Annotated in this window: 18 protein-coding genes; 3 read left to right on the forward strand and 15 right to left on the reverse strand. The window is 39.3% G+C overall.

Annotation, left to right across the window (positions count from 1 at the left end; genetic code table 11):
• From MVE01_RS10065 to MVE01_RS10120, 12 genes are read right to left on the reverse strand one after another with little or no spacing between them, the layout of a single operon-like run.
• Nucleotides 1-1209, reverse strand: coding sequence for a glycosyltransferase family 4 protein (locus MVE01_RS10065; RefSeq protein WP_472562053.1), 1209 nt, complete (start codon nt 1207-1209; stop codon nt 1-3).
• Nucleotides 1206-1886 (reverse strand): class I SAM-dependent methyltransferase, encoded by a 681-nt coding sequence (locus tag MVE01_RS10070; protein ID WP_472562054.1) that lies wholly within the window; start codon nt 1884-1886, stop codon nt 1206-1208. The genes MVE01_RS10065 and MVE01_RS10070 overlap by 4 nt, the downstream gene beginning before the upstream one ends.
• Complete coding sequence (locus MVE01_RS10075) at nt 1879-2703, reverse strand: hypothetical protein (protein WP_472562055.1); 825 nt, start codon at nt 2701-2703, stop codon at nt 1879-1881. Before MVE01_RS10075 ends, MVE01_RS10070 begins: the two co-directional genes overlap by 8 nt.
• On the reverse strand, nt 2700-3761 hold the full coding sequence (gene wecB / locus MVE01_RS10080; RefSeq protein WP_472562056.1) for a non-hydrolyzing UDP-N-acetylglucosamine 2-epimerase: 1062 nt from the start codon (nt 3759-3761) through the stop codon (nt 2700-2702). Before wecB ends, MVE01_RS10075 begins: the two co-directional genes overlap by 4 nt.
• On the reverse strand, nt 3758-4798 hold the full coding sequence (locus MVE01_RS10085) for a glycosyltransferase family 4 protein (protein WP_472562057.1): 1041 nt from the start codon (nt 4796-4798) through the stop codon (nt 3758-3760). Before MVE01_RS10085 ends, wecB begins: the two co-directional genes overlap by 4 nt.
• A complete protein-coding gene (locus MVE01_RS10090) occupies nt 4791-5864 on the reverse strand; it encodes a glycosyltransferase family 4 protein (RefSeq protein ID WP_472562058.1) in 1074 nt (357 codons plus the stop codon). The genes MVE01_RS10085 and MVE01_RS10090 overlap by 8 nt, the downstream gene beginning before the upstream one ends.
• Nucleotides 5861-7096, reverse strand: coding sequence for a glycosyltransferase (locus MVE01_RS10095; protein ID WP_472562059.1), 1236 nt, complete (start codon nt 7094-7096; stop codon nt 5861-5863). Before MVE01_RS10095 ends, MVE01_RS10090 begins: the two co-directional genes overlap by 4 nt.
• Nucleotides 7093-7818 carry a class I SAM-dependent methyltransferase gene (locus MVE01_RS10100; protein ID WP_472562060.1) on the reverse strand — a complete coding sequence of 242 codons (726 nt, stop codon included), beginning with the start codon at nt 7816-7818 and terminating at the stop codon, nt 7093-7095. Before MVE01_RS10100 ends, MVE01_RS10095 begins: the two co-directional genes overlap by 4 nt.
• Nucleotides 7808-9076 carry a lipopolysaccharide biosynthesis protein gene (locus MVE01_RS10105; RefSeq protein WP_472562061.1) on the reverse strand — a complete coding sequence of 423 codons (1269 nt, stop codon included), beginning with the start codon at nt 9074-9076 and terminating at the stop codon, nt 7808-7810. Before MVE01_RS10105 ends, MVE01_RS10100 begins: the two co-directional genes overlap by 11 nt.
• Complete coding sequence (locus MVE01_RS10110; protein WP_472562062.1) at nt 9077-10168, reverse strand: DegT/DnrJ/EryC1/StrS family aminotransferase; 1092 nt, start codon at nt 10166-10168, stop codon at nt 9077-9079. It lies immediately after the preceding gene.
• Nucleotides 10159-10737 carry an acyltransferase gene (locus MVE01_RS10115; protein ID WP_472562063.1) on the reverse strand — a complete coding sequence of 193 codons (579 nt, stop codon included), beginning with the start codon at nt 10735-10737 and terminating at the stop codon, nt 10159-10161. The genes MVE01_RS10110 and MVE01_RS10115 overlap by 10 nt, the downstream gene beginning before the upstream one ends.
• Entirely contained in the window at nt 10737-11705 is a 969-nt protein-coding gene (locus tag MVE01_RS10120; protein ID WP_472562064.1) for a Gfo/Idh/MocA family protein, read from the reverse strand. Before MVE01_RS10120 ends, MVE01_RS10115 begins: the two co-directional genes overlap by 1 nt.
• A 148-nt stretch (nt 11706-11853) precedes the next feature.
• Here MVE01_RS10120 and MVE01_RS10125 point away from each other — a divergent pair, with 148 nt between their 5' ends.
• Genes MVE01_RS10125 through lysM form a run of 3 tightly spaced genes read left to right on the forward strand, consistent with a single transcriptional unit; the run spans nt 11854 to nt 13760 of the window.
• The gene (locus MVE01_RS10125) at nt 11854-12669 is read left to right on the forward strand and encodes a peptidylprolyl isomerase (RefSeq protein WP_472562065.1); all 816 of its coding nucleotides are present in this window, start codon (nt 11854-11856) and stop codon (nt 12667-12669) included.
• A gap of 12 nt (nt 12670-12681) precedes the next feature.
• Nucleotides 12682-13248 carry a dCTP deaminase gene (gene dcd, locus MVE01_RS10130; protein ID WP_472562066.1) on the forward strand — a complete coding sequence of 189 codons (567 nt, stop codon included), beginning with the start codon at nt 12682-12684 and terminating at the stop codon, nt 13246-13248.
• A gap of 35 nt (nt 13249-13283) precedes the next feature.
• Nucleotides 13284-13760: a peptidoglycan-binding protein LysM gene (lysM, locus tag MVE01_RS10135; protein ID WP_472562067.1), complete on the forward strand. Its 477-nt coding sequence runs from the start codon at nt 13284-13286 to the stop codon at nt 13758-13760.
• Nucleotides 13761-13939: 179 nt separating this feature from the next.
• Here the strand turns inward: lysM and MVE01_RS10140 are convergent, their stop codons facing one another.
• The 3 genes from MVE01_RS10140 to MVE01_RS10150 all read right to left on the reverse strand — a co-directional run.
• The gene (locus tag MVE01_RS10140; RefSeq protein WP_472562068.1) at nt 13940-14254 is read right to left on the reverse strand and encodes a nucleotidyltransferase family protein; all 315 of its coding nucleotides are present in this window, start codon (nt 14252-14254) and stop codon (nt 13940-13942) included.
• A 674-nt stretch (nt 14255-14928) separates the two neighbouring features.
• On the reverse strand, nt 14929-15345 hold the full coding sequence (locus tag MVE01_RS10145) for a hypothetical protein (protein ID WP_472562069.1): 417 nt from the start codon (nt 15343-15345) through the stop codon (nt 14929-14931).
• Nucleotides 15335-19633, reverse strand: a 4299-nt coding sequence (locus MVE01_RS10150; protein ID WP_472562070.1) for an RHS repeat-associated core domain-containing protein, incomplete at its 5' end; no start/stop codon positions are given. The genes MVE01_RS10150 and MVE01_RS10145, both read right to left, overlap by 11 nt.

The raw sequence follows: 19633 nt of genomic DNA on the forward strand, positions 1-19633 counted from the left end.
TTATTCCTCAATGATCTTTATTAGTTTTTCAGCCAGCATTCTATAACTATGATGGATATTGACAAAATTATATCCATTTTGTCCTAATTCTTCACGTTTTTCTCTAGAGAGCAGCTTAAGTTCCAAAATGGCTTCCTTGAGTTTCAAGACATTGTTCAACGGTACACTGATACCGCACTGTGCCTCTTCCACAAGATTATTTCCTGCCTCAACTGCCCACACTATGGGTTTTTTTGCATACATATATTCAAAAACCTTGTTGGGAGAGACCCCAAATCTGAAAAGCTTTTCAGGGAGTAAAGAGATGAAAGCAACATCTACTTTTTCCAAGAAACTTCCGACCATCTCTTTTTTAACTGCTCCTATAAAGGTAATATTCTCCAGTCCCAATTTCTGAACCCTGTTTTGAAGTTCCTGTGTCTCTCCACCTTGCCCCAATATGATAAAGTGAATATCCCTATACGTTTTCAGTGTTTCTGCTGCTTCAACCAGGTAACCAAGATTATTGGCAAGCCCGATCGTACCGGCATAAGCCACAATGAACTTCTCTTTTGGGATCTTCATTTCAAGGGAAGAAGGAAGAGGGACCAACTCTCCGCCTTCTATCTCAATACCGTTGGGCAGATAGACAAACTTATCAGCCCGCATTCCCTGTGAGACAAAATGCTCTTGGGCTGCAGGCAAGAGAGAGATGACTTTATCTGCATGACGGTAAGCAAATTTTTCATAATACTCCATCACTCTTATAAGCGGATGGGTCGACGTCAGATTTGAAAGCTCTACCAAGGTCAACGGCCAGATATCCCGTACCTCAAAGAACAGTTTACTCTGAAATCTTTTTACCCATTTTTTAGCGATCTTGATCGGAAAGAGTGAAGGGGAAGAGACCAGAACATGAGGAGCTCCCGATATCTTCAAAGAGCGTAGATTCCATGCAAAAGAGAGCATATTCCAAATACGTCCGATAGATTTTGAGGAGCGGTATTTGGGTACTTTTACCCAGATATACTCTATTGCATCGATCGTCTCATGCGTGAATTTTCCTTGAGTCTTCGGTAATTGGGAAAAGAGATGCGAATAAGAGCCGCTTACCAAAGTAACCTGATACCCGAGTGCCATGAGATTCTTTGCCAAATAATAATGTCTGTACTCCATACCGTGATGGGGTGAACCGATATATTGATTGACAATTATAATGGATCTATTCATTTTGTACATACCATATACAGCATATTGTCTTTTTTGATCTCAACGATCTTAAATCCAATACGCTCCAATATCTTTCTAATCTCTTCCTCTTCAAACCAATATGTCGTTGCCTGCCCTTTTCCAAAGAATCTCCAGTTTATTTTACCTCCAAGCTTGAGCCACGGCAAACTTTGTCTTCTCCACTGCTGACCTCGCAATGTACGTATGATATTGACCATGACACTCAAAGGAGTATTGATCTTTCTACCCTGATAATACAAAAAAGAGAAAAGGATCACCCCATCTTTTTTCAAAACCCTGTAAGCCTCATTTAAAACATCAAATATTTTTTCTTCAGGAACCAAAGAGACGATCTGCTGCAAATAGATAGCATGATCAAATGTTGCATCTTGGAAAACAGAGAGCTCCGTTGCATCTAAAACCATAAAATCGATCTTATCACTTTTGGTTTTGGCTGCATGGATCATCTCCGCCACAAAATCAAAAGCAACGATATCCAAATCTTTAAATGCTTTATTGATCTCCAGAGAAATTCTCCCTCCTCCTGTACCTGCCTCTATCAATCTTCCATGATCTTGTATATATTTTTTTATAAGATATGCTTCCTGATCCAAAAGTCCTGAACGTTCCGTCCAGCTTCCCAATTCTTCATTGGCATATACCGAATGGTTATCCAAAACTTCTCCTTATGGCTTCTTGTTTCAGTGTGACAGATATTTTCTTGACCAAAGGATGCTCTATCTTCTCTATCATACCCTTTAACGGATACAACAGTTTTACTGCCAGAGCGACATCCCGTCTATAGGCAATATGTAATCTGACATAAGCTTTTTTAAACTTGAATTTCTCCATCAAGAATTTTTGTACATTGGTTTCATGCGAAATACTTCGTGCTCCGTCATTAACATATCTCATTTTTTTGCTTTCAAGATAATACCTGTTCATCTCATAAAATAAAATATAACTCGTATAATTTTTCAAAAATTCAGGATGAAATTTTATCGTCGAGTAATGGCACATATCAGCTTCAGTAAAATTTTCGCTGTAGGCAACAAGTTTATTACTGTGTTTATCGAACACACCCCAATATTCACATCTCTCTTTTGAACGTATATACGCTTCGAAATGCTTTGTATCCATCGGTTCGATAAACGTATCATACTGTTCAAATGCACGCATATAGACCTCATAACCAAATTGTGCAATATACTCAGCATCTACCTGTCTGACATCATTGCGTTTCTGCCCTCTTCGTATTTTACTTCGGGTATTGGCACTCAACTCCTCTATCCCGCCAAAATACTCTTTGATCACAAACCAGAACTCTCCGTCTTCCTTCTTCCATTCATCCGTATATCTTAAAAACAGGGCTCCGGAAAGCTTTAAGAGTTCATTTTGCTCCTGTCTATTCAAGGATATCTCCTGATGCGGAGGGACTCTTGGGAGCAAAGCCCCCTGGTAGTGGTACCACTTTACTCCTTTATACGCTATCAAAAGAGCATCTCCTCTACGATCTTTTGGCTCGCTTTGCCATCACCATACAAATTTAGTGAAATATGAGGCGTGAAACATGAAGCATGATTTTTGAAAGTGTCTACTATTTTTTCCTTGTCCGCACCTGCCAAGATATTAAAGCCATTCTCTACAAGCTCAACCCACTCTGTCTCATCCCTGAGAGTAATACAGGGATTTTCAAAGAAGTATGCCTCCTTCTGCAAACCGCCACTGTCTGTCATTACCAGTTCACAATGGTCAATAAGCCAAACCATTTCAAGGTATCCTAACGGATCAACAAGTGTTACATTGTCCGTATTGAGTTTTAGATTTTCTATGATCTTCTTTGTTCTGGGATGCAGCGGCAAAATGATCTGTTTTTCTTTTGCTATTGTCGCCAAAGCTTCAAAAATATTCCTAAGTCGCACTTCATCATCTGTGTTCTCTGCTCTGTGTATTGTGCAAAGTACAAAACCATCCCTTATATCACAAGCCGGTTTGACTGCCAGATCTTTATAAAACAGTGCTCCATCCTGCATCACATCACCACATTTGACTATTTTGCAATCAAGTGCCGTATATCCTTCATTTTTCAAATTCTGCACAGCTGTATCTGTAGGGCAAAAGAGCAGACTGCTGATCCTGTCTGTCAATATTCTGTTGATCTCTTCAGGCATTTTCATATTAAAACTGCGAAGTCCTGCTTCCACATGGGCGATCTTGATGTGCAGTTTGGCTGCTGCCAGTGCCCCAGCGAGGGTAGAGTTGGTATCACCGTATACCATAACCCAATCCGGTTTTTCTTTCAATAACACTGCTTCTATCTTCTCCAGCATCTGTCCTGTCATTGCCCCGTGTCCAAGTCCGTTGATATCAAGAAAATAGTCTGGTTTTGGTATCTGCATCTCTTCAAAGAAAACGTCACTCATATTAGCATCATAGTGCTGCCCTGTATGCACGATGATCTCTTCTATCTCTTTATGCTTGGCGATCTCTCTACTCACACTTCCCGCTTTGATGAACTGGGGTCTTGCTCCCAGAATGGTTACGATTTTCATAATACTTCCGTCTCTATTTTTTGCATCTGTGTCTGATAGTCAGCCCGATACTCTATAAGTCTGTAGTTAAGTCTCTGTATCTCATTATATCTACTCTCATTCATCTTTAAAAGGTATGTCATTTTACTGATCAACGACTCTTTTGTATCAAAAAGATACCCATTAAGTCCATCAACGATCCAGCTACGGTTTGAAGGTATATTCGACAGCAACGGAACAGCACCCAGGTGCATTGCTTCAAGTAAAGAGAGGGCTGTTCCATCCGATCTGGTCGCACTGATATATATCTTCGATCTGGCAACAAGTCCTAACATCCTAGCATGCTCCATCTCTTTATAAAACTCAAAAAAAGGATACTTCTTAACCAATAACGCATAGCGGTCATCCTCTATCTGCGGCAGAATAAATACGATCTTCAGTCGCTGCTCATTTAATTCTGCCAAGGCATCCAAAAGAAACTCTGTCCTTGAATGGGAGGAGTATGCACGGTTGGAGATGATGTCAATATCTTTTAGTGTTTCCTCTTTTTCGATCTCTATCCCATACTGTCCGACAAATATTTTTTCAGGCTCGATCTCCAATGATTCGATCTTTTCTCTTACCTCATCAGAGACTGCAAATATCTTATCGGCATGCTTCAATACATACCGGTTGATCTTATCCACAATAAAAGGAACAGGAGGGTACAGCACATCACTCCCGTGACATACCACACTGAATCTTGCCTCTATCCCTGCTCTCTGTTTTGCCAGCAAAGCGACAAACCCCATACTGTAACTATAATGCGCATTAATACTATCAGGGTTAACTTTTTTGAGTATTTTTGCCAATTTTGATACAGACAGAAGATAATGATAATTCTTCCCTGCCCGATCCATACCTTTTCCTCCCAAAAAATAGGTATTTTCACAGGCTGTATGATTTTCTTTAGAGAAGGTTGCCAAGTATACCTTGTAGCCTTTATGTACAAAATAGTCCACCCACTTTACCGTATGGATCGATGAGGCATTGGCAATAAAAAAAATCTTTTTAGACATTTAAGACCTTTTGAAAGAAATCCAACCTTTTCTCCTCTTTTTTTGCATAATCCAAAACATCCTCGGCAAAACTCCTGGCTGCTTTTTTGATCTCATTATTTTGAAATACTTCTTGAACGAACTGCTCTATTTTACTATAATCCATATTATGCTCTGCATTCTCAAGCCTCAAAGCGAACACTTCTTCCTTTTCAATATCCGTATCTTTGTACGCATAAACAAGAGGCAAACCACATGCCAAATACTGTCTGGTCTTCAGAGGGGATGCTTCATGCAAGCCTGTTTGATATAAAGAGAGTGTCCCTATCCCTACATCACACTGCTGTATCACCTTTATCGCTTCTTTTTGTGAAAGATAACCAAAATAACGTATATTATGCGTCTCTTCGCCTTCTGTACCAATAATATAAAAACGGTACGCCTTGAAATGCTCCGCCATTTTGATGATCTTATCCATACCGTGCCAGGATTGTCCGGAAGAACCTATAAATACAAGGATCGGCTGTTTGTTCTGAGGCATACCTGCCTGACTGCAGCTTCCAATATCAATACCGTTGGCGATCACTGTGATCGGTTTATCCAAATACGAAAAACGTTCTTTGAGTTCATGACTGACAGAGACGAATGCATCCATATCTCTTAAAAATAACTCTCTGGTATACCGATTATACAAATGCTTCAACCAAGAATGTGTTTTATATTCCAAAGTATCGTCCGAATTGATCTCCATGACCACTTTGTGTTGCCTGAGTACCTTCTGGAAAAACGGCATATAGGACCTATATCTCATATAGATAATGTCAAACTTTACCTTGCCCAGTAAAGTTTCCATATAATATGCGCCATATAACAGTTTTATCGCCGTACCTATCTTGCCGAACTTTACATGCAGTGCTTTTTGTCTATACAGTACTTTTTCATTATGATCATAGACAGACATTGTCTTGCTCGAGACAAAATAGACAGTATGCCCTTTTTGGCTCCACTGCAAAGATTGCTGTTTAATTTTCTGGATTACTCCATTATTGTCACAGGGATCATAATCTATCAGGTATACTATTGTCATTTTGCCATACTCATTATATTTTCAATAAACCCTGTATAATTTCTTTTTGCATCATACTTTTCTAAAAATACTTTATACGCATTCTTTCTAATCTCTTTATTTTTAAAGAAATCCATGTTTTTCAAAGAAGCAACTATTTCATTAACTGAACATTCATTGCTCAATAAAAAACCATTGTAGCCATTTAACACCATATCTTTGATACCCCCTACATTAGGAGCAACAATAGGTATGTGACAGCTCATAGCCTCCATGATGGAGACAGGTACCCCTTCAGACAGGCTGACATTCAAAAAAACATCTATTTTATTCTTGGCGTAAAATTCATACACTTCATCATTTGCATAATTTCCAACAAAATCATACTTTACATTCTCTAAATTACTCAGTTCATTCTCTGCCAATAAAAGTAGGTCATCATATAAAATACCATCCCCTATATGTGTCCAGCTAAAGTTTACCCCTTTCATCCGAGAAGCAATTATTTTTAAACTTTTAATAATTTTATCAACTTGTTTAACTTCTGTTAAAAAAGAACAAGAGACCAGATGTAGAATATTCTTATCAGTAGGCATTGCACAAATAGTATGATCAGCAACACCCAATCTACTCAAGACTAAAATGTCTTGGTTAAATCCATATGTTCGCTTTAAATAATCATTGGCACTTTCTGTGATCGTATAAAGTGTATCCATTTGTTGTGTAAATTGTCTCTTCATCGGCATATACCCATAAGGGCGAACCTCTTCATACAGATCATACCTATGAATACGACTGACCAAACCAAAACCATATTTACCTTTTAAGCTCTGAAGAGCATAAGCAGCTTCATTGTGCCAATAGGTATAAAAAACTATATCATCTGTCGGATCTATCTGTTGGATAAACTGCTCAAATGCAGATCGATAAAATGCCAGTAAAGATGCCGATGCCAGAAATATTTTAAACTTTTTTGGTTGGATAGGGAAATGGCTAAACAGTTCCCGGTAAATATATTGGAGGGAAAAAGCTTTTGCTGTATAAAACATTTTTTGTTCTTCCCATTTTTGATTATTGAAAAAATCACTTACGCGGGCACATAAAGGAACCTCCCTCATCTCTTTGTTTGTATGTAGCGGCAGCAAAGTAACCTTCACATTATGGTATCTGCAATAATAATCTATTTCAGTTTCAAGGAACTGTTCTCCACCATAATACGGAAAATGGGAGGTAACAATAAGAATATGCTTCATGATATCAAGTTTGCCCTCAAGATCAAAGTATCTCTAAAAGCAGGGTATTTTGAAAGTAGTATTTTACGTACAATCTGTCTTCCAGACAGCATTCTATGCTCAAAATATCCCATATCCATAATGTCAAGTTCTGCATCTGTGGCTATCTTGGACAAGGTATACGGACTAAACCAAAAGCGATGATCAGTATTGATTATTTCAATACTTTTAAAAGTATTAATAAAATTATTCAATCTGAATGCATTGGGTGTTGTCAAAACAAGTTGCCCTACATTGTTCTTAAATTTCTTCCTTATCGCAGAAAGAAAAACTACCGGATCACCTATATGCTCTATTACATCTGGTATCACAAGATAATCAAATTTCATATCAAGGATTTCAGAAGGTATCGTTTCATTTAAAACATCGAGCACATACATATTGTCATAATGATACTTCTTCTTGAGATACGCAATACCCTCCTGGTTTATATCAATCCCATAACAATAAGTAGCAACATCCATCAATTTTTTGTGTAACCAACTGTTCTCTTTTATTTTTTTGTCAATTAAAGGAAGATGATCAACAAAACCCAAATGTAAAACCGATTTATCTTTGACTAATTGCAGCAAGAATGCATCTCGGTACAATACATTACCATAACTGTTATGCAAACTAAATTTTGCACCGTTACTAAAATTCTCTCCCTGCAAAAATGCTTTTACCCGATTGTCATAGATCATTCTTTGCTACCTTTTTTGTATAGTTTAAAACAAGCCCAATATACAATAATAAGACAATACTCATCATAAAAGTTACTGTTTTTAGAACATATATAAATCCATATTCATGCTGAAAATATATAACCGAAAGAGGAACTAACATGTAAACAATAGATACCCCTAGAACAATCTCTTGCCTATTCATAACAATAAAAATATTAGCCAATGGCATACTCATAAAATTCAAAAACAGCCATGGAGCCATTACTGAAGCAGCCTCTCCGGCCAGTTTCCACTTTTCACCAAAAACAAAACTAAAAATTTCCGGTGCAAACAGATAGATCGTTATGAATATCGGCAATGCTGCCAAGAATGATTTTTTCAGAAACCGGATCACTTTTTCATACAGTTGTACATCTTGTGTTTGAGAGATCTCCTGAAAAAATACTTGAGCCATTGATCCCCCTAGCAAAGAAACCGGAACTTGAACCATTTTCCATGCTAACGAAAATTGTCCCAAAATACCAACTGTAAAAAATCTTGCGATCAGAATATTGATTCCTGAAAGTCTCACTGCATCAATAAGAGCATTTGGTACATTAAAAATCGGGAAATTTTTATACTTTTTAAAAAGTGTGAATATTCTATATCGGTCAATATGAATCATTTTATTCAAATACGATATCCATACTAATTTTCCCAAAATAAAGGTTGCAAATACTTGTCCGAATACACTACCGACAATCAATCCGGAACATCCGGTATGTCCAGCCCCCATACCAAGATTAGTAACTGCAGTTGTTCCGCTTCGCCAAATTTTACCCTCTGCAAGCTTTTTATAATACTTCTTTCTGTTCAGCCAGTAGTTAAAACTCTGATACATACCTGTCAGCAAAACCGTTAAAGGAATAAAATAAAGCCACTTAGATATCTCAGGGTTTCCCAGCAAACCGGTAATGCTTTCATTAAATACAGAAACGATCACTAACGATATAAAGCTTACCAAAAAAGCTATAGCAATAGACAGAACCACAACATTCATAGCATCCTCATCTTTTTTGGGAAGCATGATCGCCAATTCATATCGTCCCGTAGCCACGACCGACATGACAGAAGCCAAACTCACATAAAGCGCAAAAACCCCAAAATCCTCAGGAGTATAAATACGGGTCAAAATAGGACTGATGGCGATAGGAATGGCTTGGGCAATAGTCGTTCCTGTCATTAAGGTCACTACATTACGGGAAAACTCCGATTTAGGTTTTAATTTTTTTAACAATTATAACTTCTCACAAATATACACTATCTCTTCATCCTTCAAATAAGGATTCATCGGTAACGACATAATTTCATTGGAAACCTGTTCGGCTATAGGGAACTCACCTTTTTTGTATCCTAAGTATGCAAAACATTCCTGTAGGTGCAAAGGCATAGGGTAATGCACAGCTGTAGGAACGCCTGCATCTTTGAGTTTGGCTTGCACATCATCTCTATTTTTAACTCTGACAGAGTACTGTGCCCAGACAGAAGTACATCCTGTGTCAACATAAGGTAAAACTAACTGCTCACTGCTATCTGCTAACTGCTCACTGTATTTGGACGCTACTTCCTGACGTAAAGCCAAATCTTTTTTATAGTATTTAAGTTTTACATTTACAATGGCACACTGTAAAGTATCCATTCTTCCACCCATCCCAATATATTTATGGTGGTATCGCTTATTCTGTCCATGCACTCTAAGCATCTTTATCTTCTCTGCCAATACATCACTGTTGGTAAAAACAGCACCCCCGTCACCAAAACACCCTAAAGGTTTTGCAGGAAAGAAACTTGTGGCGGAAATATCTCCCAAATTTGAGTCTCTTTTGCCCTTAAATGTACTTCCAAAACTCTGTGCACCGTCTATGATGACCTTTAGGTTGTGGTTGTCTGCTATGGCCTGAATAGCATCCATATCGGCAGGTTGCCCATAAAGACTTACTGGCATAATAGCTTTTGTTTTTTTTGTAATTTTCTCTTCTATTTTAGAGGGGTCTATGTTATAGGTTTTTTCATCTATATCCACAAACACTGGTTTGGCTTTTAGAAAAGCTATGGTCTCTGCTGTGGCTATAAAAGTAAAAGGTGTAGTGATGATCTCATCATCAGGCTGTATATCTAACGCCATCATAGCCAGCAATAGCGCATCTGTACCACTGCTGCAGGTTATGGCATGTTTGGCTTTTGTGAAATTTTGAAGATTTGTCTCTAGCTCTTGTACTTCATTGCCCATAATATAATTTGATTTATCAAGTACTTGATGCATAGCTTCATCTATCTCTGTTTTATACAGTTGATATTGATACTGTAGTTTTGCGAAATCTATTTGCATTGTTTCTTCAACACCTTTACACTGTTTTCTATGATTTCATACTTAGCAAATTCATCCTCTGCTTTGTCATTTACAAAATGCATGGTATTCCCTGAAACACCCACCCAGCCTATCTGTTTTGCCGGTACTCCTACCATTAAAGCATATGGTTTTACATCTTTGTTGACAACACTTCCTGCTCCAATAAGTGCATACTCTCCGATGGTCACACCACAGACAATCGTGGCATTGGCACCGACGGAGCAGCCTTTTTTGAGTAATGTCTTTTTAAACTCCTCTTTTCTCGGTATGAATGCACGGGGGTTCACAACATTGGTAAAGACCATGGAAGGTCCCAAAAAGACATCATCTTCAATCTCCACCCCCTCATAGATCGAAACATTGTTCTGCACTTTGACACCATTGCCTATATTCACTTTTGGACCCACGACACAGTTCTGTCCAAACGAACAGTTTTTACCTATGGTTGAATGTGACAGTATATGGGAAAAATGCCAGATCCTTGTATGATCACCGATCCTGACATCAGTATCGACAAAACTGCTTTCATGGACAAAAAAATCAGCCATCAGCCAACTACCTTTTTGCAAAATGGGTGATATTCACCTTTTAAACCGATTGCATCAAGATTTCGTATGGTTGAGACCGTATTGATAGAACCGTATGCTTCATCCAATCCAAAACCGTTGCCTTTAAGGATCTCTTCATAGCTTCTGGTATGCAGGTCTGTAAATCCGCCGCTGAACTCTAGCTCTTCCCCGTCAACCGTAATACTTCGGTAAGTTCGCTGCCCTGTTGCCTTGACCTCTTCGGGGATATAGTCATAATTCACAGACAGAAACCAGCGCACATTGGCATGCTTGAGCTTAAATGAGCCTGCATTACAGTCAGGGGTTTTTACATGCACCACATTCTCCTCAACCTCACCGAAGATCCAGCAGAGCATATCGTAAAAATGCACCCCTATGTTGGAAGCGATCCCGCCTGATTTAGCCTGATCCCCTTTCCATGAGATGAAATACCACTTTCCACGGCTGGTCAGATAGGTCAGGTCGATTTCATACACTTTATTCGGATCTGCTTCCAACTCCTTTTGTACTTTCTCTTTTAAAGCAATAATAGAAGGGTGCAACCTAAGCTGTAAAATATTGTAAACTCTCTGCCCGGTCTCATCTTCGATCACTTTCAACTGATCGATATTCCACGGGTTTAACACCAACGGTTTTTCACAGATCGCATCCGCACCGCTTTTGAGAGCAAAACGTATATGGGAATCATGCAAATAGTTTGGTGAACAGATAGAGATATAATCTATCTTTTTCCCCGTATCTCTGTGCCATTTGTCCACAAACCTGTCAAAACGTTCAAACTCTGTAAAAAAATCTGCCTGGGGGAAATGACTGTCCATAATACCTATCCCATCATACGGATCAAGTGCTGCCACCAGAGTATTTCCTGTCTCTTTGATCGCCTTCATATGCCTTGGAGCAACATATCCGGCTGCACCTATCAGTGCAAAATTTTTGCAGCTATCCACAATACTCTCCCTTTATTTATAGTATATTTTTTGAAATTATTTTTATTATTATAGCTTAAAAGCCTTACTCCCGCAGGTAACACCTATTCATATTAGATTTACACGATTATGCTATAATTTTTCAAATCTATACACGGGGACAGAATAAATGAACAAACGGATTCTATTTGGGCTTATTGCTCTATTTACCTTTACCTATGCACAAATGGTTGACGGTATCGCTATGATCGTTGAGGGTGAAGCAGTGACCACTGCCGAAATACGTGCCGTACAGCACATGAGACATGTCTCCAAAGCCAAAGCTGTTGATATGCTTGTTTTGGACAGACTGCAAAAAGCTGCCATGAAAGATGTCGCCCTCTCAGAAGATGAAGTGGACGCGAAGATCGCTAGTATCGCAGCACAGAACAATGTTACAGTACCGCAGATGCAGAAGATACTGAAACAAAGAGGCACTTCCTGGAGCCAATACCGCTCTACCATCCGTGATGCGATGAAAAAAGAGAAGTTCTATAAAGAGAAGGTCATCAATGCCATTCCCTCCCCGACTGATGATGAGCTGAAGATCTTTTACAAAAATCATAAAAAAGAGTTTACTATTCCTTCAAGCATCACGATGAATGAATACTCCACCGAAGATGAAGATACGATGAAACGTTTTGTACAGACACACAGCACAAAAGGCATCAGAGTTCGTACTGTGACTAAAAAATCCAAAGAACTCAATCCTGCTTTGCTCTCTATGCTCCTGCAGACAAAAAACGGAGACTATACACGTCCGTTCAATGCCGGAGGAAGATATGTTGTTTTCAAGATACGATCAAAAAGAGGCAAGATAAACATGCCTTTTGAAGCTGCCAAACCGGCAGTGCTTAGAAGCTGGAAACAGCAGCAGCAGAGCAAAGCGTTCAAAGACTACTTTGAGAAAATGAAAGCCAATGCTGATATTCAAATATTAAGATAAAAAAGGAAAACAATGGGATTAAAATCCGACAAATGGATACGCGAAAAATCGATCAATGAAGAGATGATCACCCCTTTTTGTGAGGGGCTTGTAGGTGAAGGTGTGGTAAGTTACGGACTGAGTTCATACGGGTATGACATCCGTGTTTCAGATGAGTTCAAGATCTTTACGAACATCAATGCAGAAGTGGTAGACCCTAAAGATTTTAACCAGAACAATGTGGTGGACTTTAAAGGCGATGTGTGCATTGTACCACCCAACTCTTTCGCACTGGCACGCACCATAGAGTACTTTAAAATGCCAAGTGATACACTGGCTATCTGTTTAGGAAAAAGTACCTATGCCCGCTGCGGTATCATCGTCAATGTCACACCATTTGAACCGGGTTTTGAGGGGCATATCACCATAGAGATCTCCAATACCACCCCGCTTCCCGCAAAGATCTATGCCAATGAGGGCATTGCCCAAGTACTTTTTTTAGAGGGGGACGAGCCGTGTGAAACAACCTATTCTGACAGAAAAGGGAAGTACCAGAGCCAGACTGGTATTACCCTTCCCCGAATATTAAAAGAAAGCTAGTATAATACTTTATAAACCAAATCAAAGGAGAAAGAATGGGTTTTTTTAGTTTTTTAGGTGATGCAGGCAAGAAACTGCTGGGCAAAGGTGATGATGCAGAGGCGATCAAAAATGAGATCGAATCAAGTTTTGAAGAGCTTCCTGTACAGGGACTTGTCGTAGAAGTCAATGGTGACACTGTGGCATTGGGCGGCGTTGCCAACGATCAGGCGACCAAAGAGAAAGCCATCCTCATTGCAGGAAACGTAGAAGGCATCTCCCAGGTCAATGCAGACCAGCTTGTCACCCTTCAGCAGATCTCGGAAGAGAATGTTGCAACAGCAGAAGAAGCAGTGTTTGAGCCGGTATTCTACACCATTAAAAAGGGTGATACCCTCTGGGGTATCGCTACAGATTTCTACAAAGACGGAAGCAAATACCCGCTTATCGTAGAAGCAAACCTTGAGGTCATCAAAGATGCAGACCTCATCTACCCGGGTCAAGCCATCCGCATCCCTGAGCTAGTGGTTTAGTCCGCCACTCTTCCGCGAGGCAGAATGGAAATACTATTTTCCAAGTGCATCTTGCTAGTTCCACAGCTCCAGCTGTGGAACCCTTATCAGTATCTCCCTAAACTCACCATTCTACCATCAATACCACGATAGTCTCTATTACTACTATATCGCCAATGCTCTGACCCTATGCTTTTTTACTATACATATATGAGTTCTTTCTCTATCTGTTCTTTAAAACTAGACTGGCTGTCCAAATAAAAAACATCACTGGCAAGATGCAATTTACGCATGATTTTTGATTTTATCTTTGAGATAAGCGCAAAATAGTCATACGAAGAATAGACATCAAGAAAATCTTTTTTCTTTCTGATCGCAATATCTACATCACTATAGACATTTTGACTCTGTGTGGCAAAGCTCCCAAACAAAGCTATCTGTTCTATGCCTTCTGCTTCTAGTTCTCGTTTTAATTCTCTAAGATACTCAAGTATCTTTTCTCGTGTCATTTTCATATAATGATTATAACATAAAAATAGAGGGGTCTGGTGTACCCCAAGGGCATTTTCCCTCGCTCCCATCGTCCTCGATGGGAGTGTATACCTGTGGTTTAATTGTTTTTCATTCTAGTGTATTTCGGGTTAATTTGTTGTTTGGATTGATATATGCATTCCCACCGAGGACGGGTGGGAACGAGCTAACAGATGCGATGATGATAAGCAAAATTAAGTATATCCATCATAACCCTCTCAAACGTGGCTATGTAGATGAGGCGTCACATTGGAGGTACTCTAGTGCTAGAGATTATGAGGGGGTTGATGGTTTATTGGAGGTTGAGCGTTTTTGGTAGTTTGGGGTGGAGTATACATTCCCACGTGCAACGTGGGAACGAGAAAAACCCACAAAACCAATTATTTTAAATTCCTTACAAGTTACTTTTCTATTTTTCATTTAATTATCCTTTGTTTATATTATTTGCAACTACCATATCCACAATGAATATAGTTATATGTATTTATACCACCTTGATATAATTGTTGTCCAATATCAATAATGGTATTTTCCTCGTTCCCACGATGTTCGCGGGAACGCATACAGGAGCCTAGAGCTATTCGTCTTCATTGCATCCGGTGTAATGAATTGAAGTATGGGTTACCACGTGCAACGTGGGAACGAGGAATGAGAAAAGCTATTTATTATATGTAAAATTGTTAACATAATAAAAATCACTTATTTTATTATTTTTCAATAATATATCACTTCTAAACATTTTAACCCTAGTAGCATGTATATTTATATCTATTGTATTTACAGATGACCATTTTATTTTATATAGATCCAAACCTCTTACTGATAAAAATAATTTATTTTTAGATAAATTTTTATCATCTTTAGAAAAATAAAATTCATATTCAAAGGGTACAGTTGCACCTCCTTTAGTACCTTTCTTAATAATCACAACTGACATAGTACTGTTATTTTTAGATGGTATTATCTTTACTGTTTCAAATGGAAAATTTTCTTTTTTATCTGTTTTTGAATTACATCCAGTAAATAATAGTATTGGCAATAATATCTTCACTACTTTTTTTATTTTATTTTCCATATTGATTCCTATAATAAGTAATTCCATACTCTATGTATTTTTGGTCTATTGGGTCGTCACCATATGGAGCTAATCCATAAGGAGAACCATATTCAGGATTAGATGTTCCTGCTCTAGTTTGTGCCCAACCTGCACCTCTTAATAAAATAGCATCATCTATATCTAATGCAGAACCTACAGCACCAAAAGTAAAGTTTCCATAATCTTGATATAGAGCACCTTCTTGTTTAAAGTCTAACAAAGAACCATTTTTAGTAAATTTATATAACAACATCAATCTTTGTGCTAAAGGTAAACTCCGCATTTTTTCAAAAGATGAAATTATTTTATCTGTACTTAAACGTAAAGCTTTTTGACGTGCTTTTGCTATTGCTGTACCCATCTCATCATTAAACATATGCACAAAAGCCCCAGACACAGCACCATTAGAGAACTTACCACCGCCAAGAGCAGAGGCTGTTCCACCGACTATAGCCATCACTGCTGTTCTCATACTGAATCCTCCTGCACCTATACCAAATGCTTTGGTACCTATGTCAAAAGCACTTGAGAGTCCTGACATAAAGCCTGCCTTGAAGCTTCCGCCTTGTAGTTTTGATATTATACCACGACTTAGCCCATGTAACATAGTTTTGATGGCAGTGAGTTTGTTGAGTCCTGATTTGAGCAGGGTAGCAGTATGTCCTTCGAGGCTCCCTAAGCCTGATAGTTTACCTGCAACTTCTGCTACACCATACGCCACTCCAGCACTGATGGCTCCAAACAGGGCACCTTTCAAGGCACCCCCTAAAGACCCCGTCATAATACCTCCTGAGGCAAACCCTGCCAATGCTCCTGTAGCAACAGTGACTCCAAAAGCACTATGAATATATGCACCTAAAAACTCTGGAGCATAAATAGCAATCACCACCGCCACAACAATGGCAGCAATCGTTCTTATGGCATGCTTAATATGATGCCACAACTTCGACAACCAAGAGTGCCCACTAGGGTCAGTAAACACCAACGGGTTATTTCTCACATAAGAGTATCTGTTGTAAGACTGGCTGTCGTGTGGGGCTTGTATGATGGTGTCTGCACTTAGGAACCTGCCTATGTCTGAGTCATAGACTCTGGCGTTCATGTGTATCAGTCCAGAGAGTTCTGCTATCTGTTCATGTCCCGTAAAGGCTCTTGCCGTTTGGATAATTCTATTGGAAAAAGTATTATTGTTGGTACCGTAGTCCATCGCACGTATCTTCCCGAACGGCTCGTAACTGCGTCTCTCTACCACCTTACCTGTATCATCGGTAATGGCAGTAATGCTGCCTAAGGCATCAGTATGGAAGTAGCGGTTGTACGGGGTCTCTTTGTAGTGGCTGTTGGTAGGCACATAGTCTGTGTTCAGTACCTGTGTATGCGTACCTATGGTCTTGCCGCCTATGCTGATGTAGCAGATCTGCTTCTCTTCACTGCCGCTGACCTGCTCTTCGTAGGCTTTACCAATATAGAAGGTGTCACGCTCTGCTGTGCTCTTCATAAAACGTGCATCCCCTACACCGTAGTAAAAGCGTACCTCTTTGCCGTTTTTGTGGTTTTTAAGAATGGCAGGTTTGTTCAGCGGGTTGTAGACGATGGTATCGCCGTTGCGGTTGGTCATGTTACCTACGCTGTCGTAGCTGTAGTTTCTACTTCCTGCAGACTTCACTGCGTGTGGTTTGTCCGCATAATATTTGTAATATCCTATACCTGTTTGGTAGGTCATATTGCCCAGTTTGTCATAACGATAGTCTATAGATTTTGCATAGCTGCCTGTCACGTTTGAAGAGGTACGTTGAGAATAGAGTCTGTTCATCGCATCGTAGGTAAAGGTATCGTTAATATATTTTCCTGTAACACTTGTGTCGTTACGTGTCACCACATTACCCAAGGCATCATAAGTATAGTCCAGACGCTGTATATTGCCCACAACCGGTGAATTGGTATAGCTTACTATGGTTCCTGCAAACCCTGCTGAGTCATGTCCTATGGTTGTTTTCACACCATTGGCAAAGGTGGCTTTGGCTACTTCTCCAAAGGCGTTAAGGTCATTGATCTGGTAGTGTATTTTCCCATCTGAGCCTTTGACATAGTCTAAAATACCATAATTATAATGGTTGGTGATCTTATAGCCGTTAGGGTAGGTGATGGTACTTGGTCTGCTGTAGGCATCGTAAGTGGTGCTTGTGAGGTAGTTCCCTCTTCCGTAGATGTAAGTATTGGTACTCTTTGGTCTTCCTAGACTGTCATAGGTCATCGTTTTCTTTTCTGCATGCCAGTCACCTTTGTTTATCTTGGAACTTGCATAGGCTTCTATGAGTTTACCTCTGCTTCCTACAGCTGCATTTGAAGCTCCATATTTATATGTTTTATAATTATAATCATAATTGGCATCCGTCTTTATACTGTCTTTTGTCTCTTCTATAATGACTCTTCCAAGAACGTCATATCTTTTCCATGAATAATGTTTGGATGATGCTACGCCCGCATTGCCACTCCACTGTTTGGTAAGTTTACCTGCAGCATTATACTGGTAGTACCATACCCCAAGATCTGGGTCATTCATGTAGGTTTTATTGCCTGCTGCATCATAATTCATGCGTATGACATGACCTGCGGCATCACTTGTCTCTTTAAGATTACCTACTGCATAATATTTGTATACTATTCCTGAAGCAATACTTGTGCCATAGGCATCAGTAATGTGTATGGTCTGACCTATGGCATTTTGTACGGTTGCTTTTTTGATACCTTTTGGGTTGGTAACAATGGTAGTAAAGTTCTTATGGTACGTAGTATAGGTCTGGGTTGTTCCATTTGGTCCTGGTTTGGTGACTTTGGTGGCACGTCCATATTTGTCGTAGCTGGTATTGATATACCCTACGGTATCTACCCCTTCAATGTAAGGCAATGCCTCCTTATAAAGTTCACCTTTGGCGTTATAGAATTTAAGGCTTGTGCGCAATCTTTTGCCGTTTAATGTCACATGGAAAGCAGTAGTTTCTCTGCCTAGGCTATCGTAGTATGTATTGCTACTTGGCATTCCTGATGCTGTTTGTATAATGTAATAAACATATCTGCTATTGAGCACACCTCCCTGATACCATAGGTGACTCCATGTACTTACCGTTCCGTCTGCTCTTACCTCTTTGGTTTTTCGTCCCAACCCATCGTATGTCCATGTGGTTGTCAGACCATTGGGTCCGGTAAGTGTTTTTACAACTCCAAATCTTGGGTCATAGGTACGTGTTTCACTAAGCCCGGCTGCGTTTATGACTTTGGTTTGGAACTTCCCATCCGCACTGTATCCGAAGGTTGTCGTAGCTGTAGTCACTCCTGTACCTGATATGGTTTCTTTGATCTTGTTACCATGTCCGTCATAGGCATAGGTCTTTTTAAGTGCCAACGATGTACCTGCGTTAGCTACTTCTTCAGAGAGGACACCTCTGGAATTGTATTTGAAGGTGGATGATCTTACAACTGTACCTCCGTCTGTTTGGGTATGGGTAACTGTGGCTTTACTTAGTCTGCCTATATGCCAGTTGGTTTTATCTTCTGCCTTATATTCATTTAAAGTTACTTTATAGAAGTTTTTACTGTTGACTTTATCTTCTATTCTGTCTACTGTTTTATTGATGTTACCTAAGCCGTCTGTGTTTAAGTAGTTGTAGTGGTAGATACTCTTAATAGCTGTAGTTGTACCTGGCTCATGTATGGTTTCAACATTAACTCGTGTATAAGGTTCATAGATTTTAGAACGTTTAGATGCATTCCCATAATAAATATCTGTTTTTGAGAGCCAATAGTCCCAAGGTTTCCCGTATTCTAAGCCTGTATAACTATGGGCTGGCATTCCTGCATACCAAAACCCTACCCCATTTGGTTGTGTAATTTGATTATAAAAAACAACAGACTTCATCCGTGAAGTATCATCATAAGTATTTATGGCACGGAAACCCTGAGAACCTCTTATTTTGTTAATAATATACCCATAATAATAATAACGTAATTGATTATATCCTCCGGTTCCATTAGCACTATTGACACTGTAGACCAATGACTGTGGTGTGGTAACTTCGATATTATCATTAGCTATATTGTTAAAGGCATATTTATTGCGTTCACCATGGGTACTATAGTTATGATATACAGCCGAATCTGTCATATGCTTATAATCAATTTTTATATCTTGGTCTGTGTTGTTGGTGATGCGGGAGAGGAGAGGTCTTTTGGCTTGGTTTAAATATATCCTATCTTGTCCTGCTGTTCC

Origin of the sequence: Sulfurovum sp. (assembly GCA_026990595.1) — a bacterium.
In the GTDB taxonomy this organism is placed as follows: domain Bacteria; phylum Campylobacterota; class Campylobacteria; order Campylobacterales; family Sulfurovaceae; genus Sulfurovum.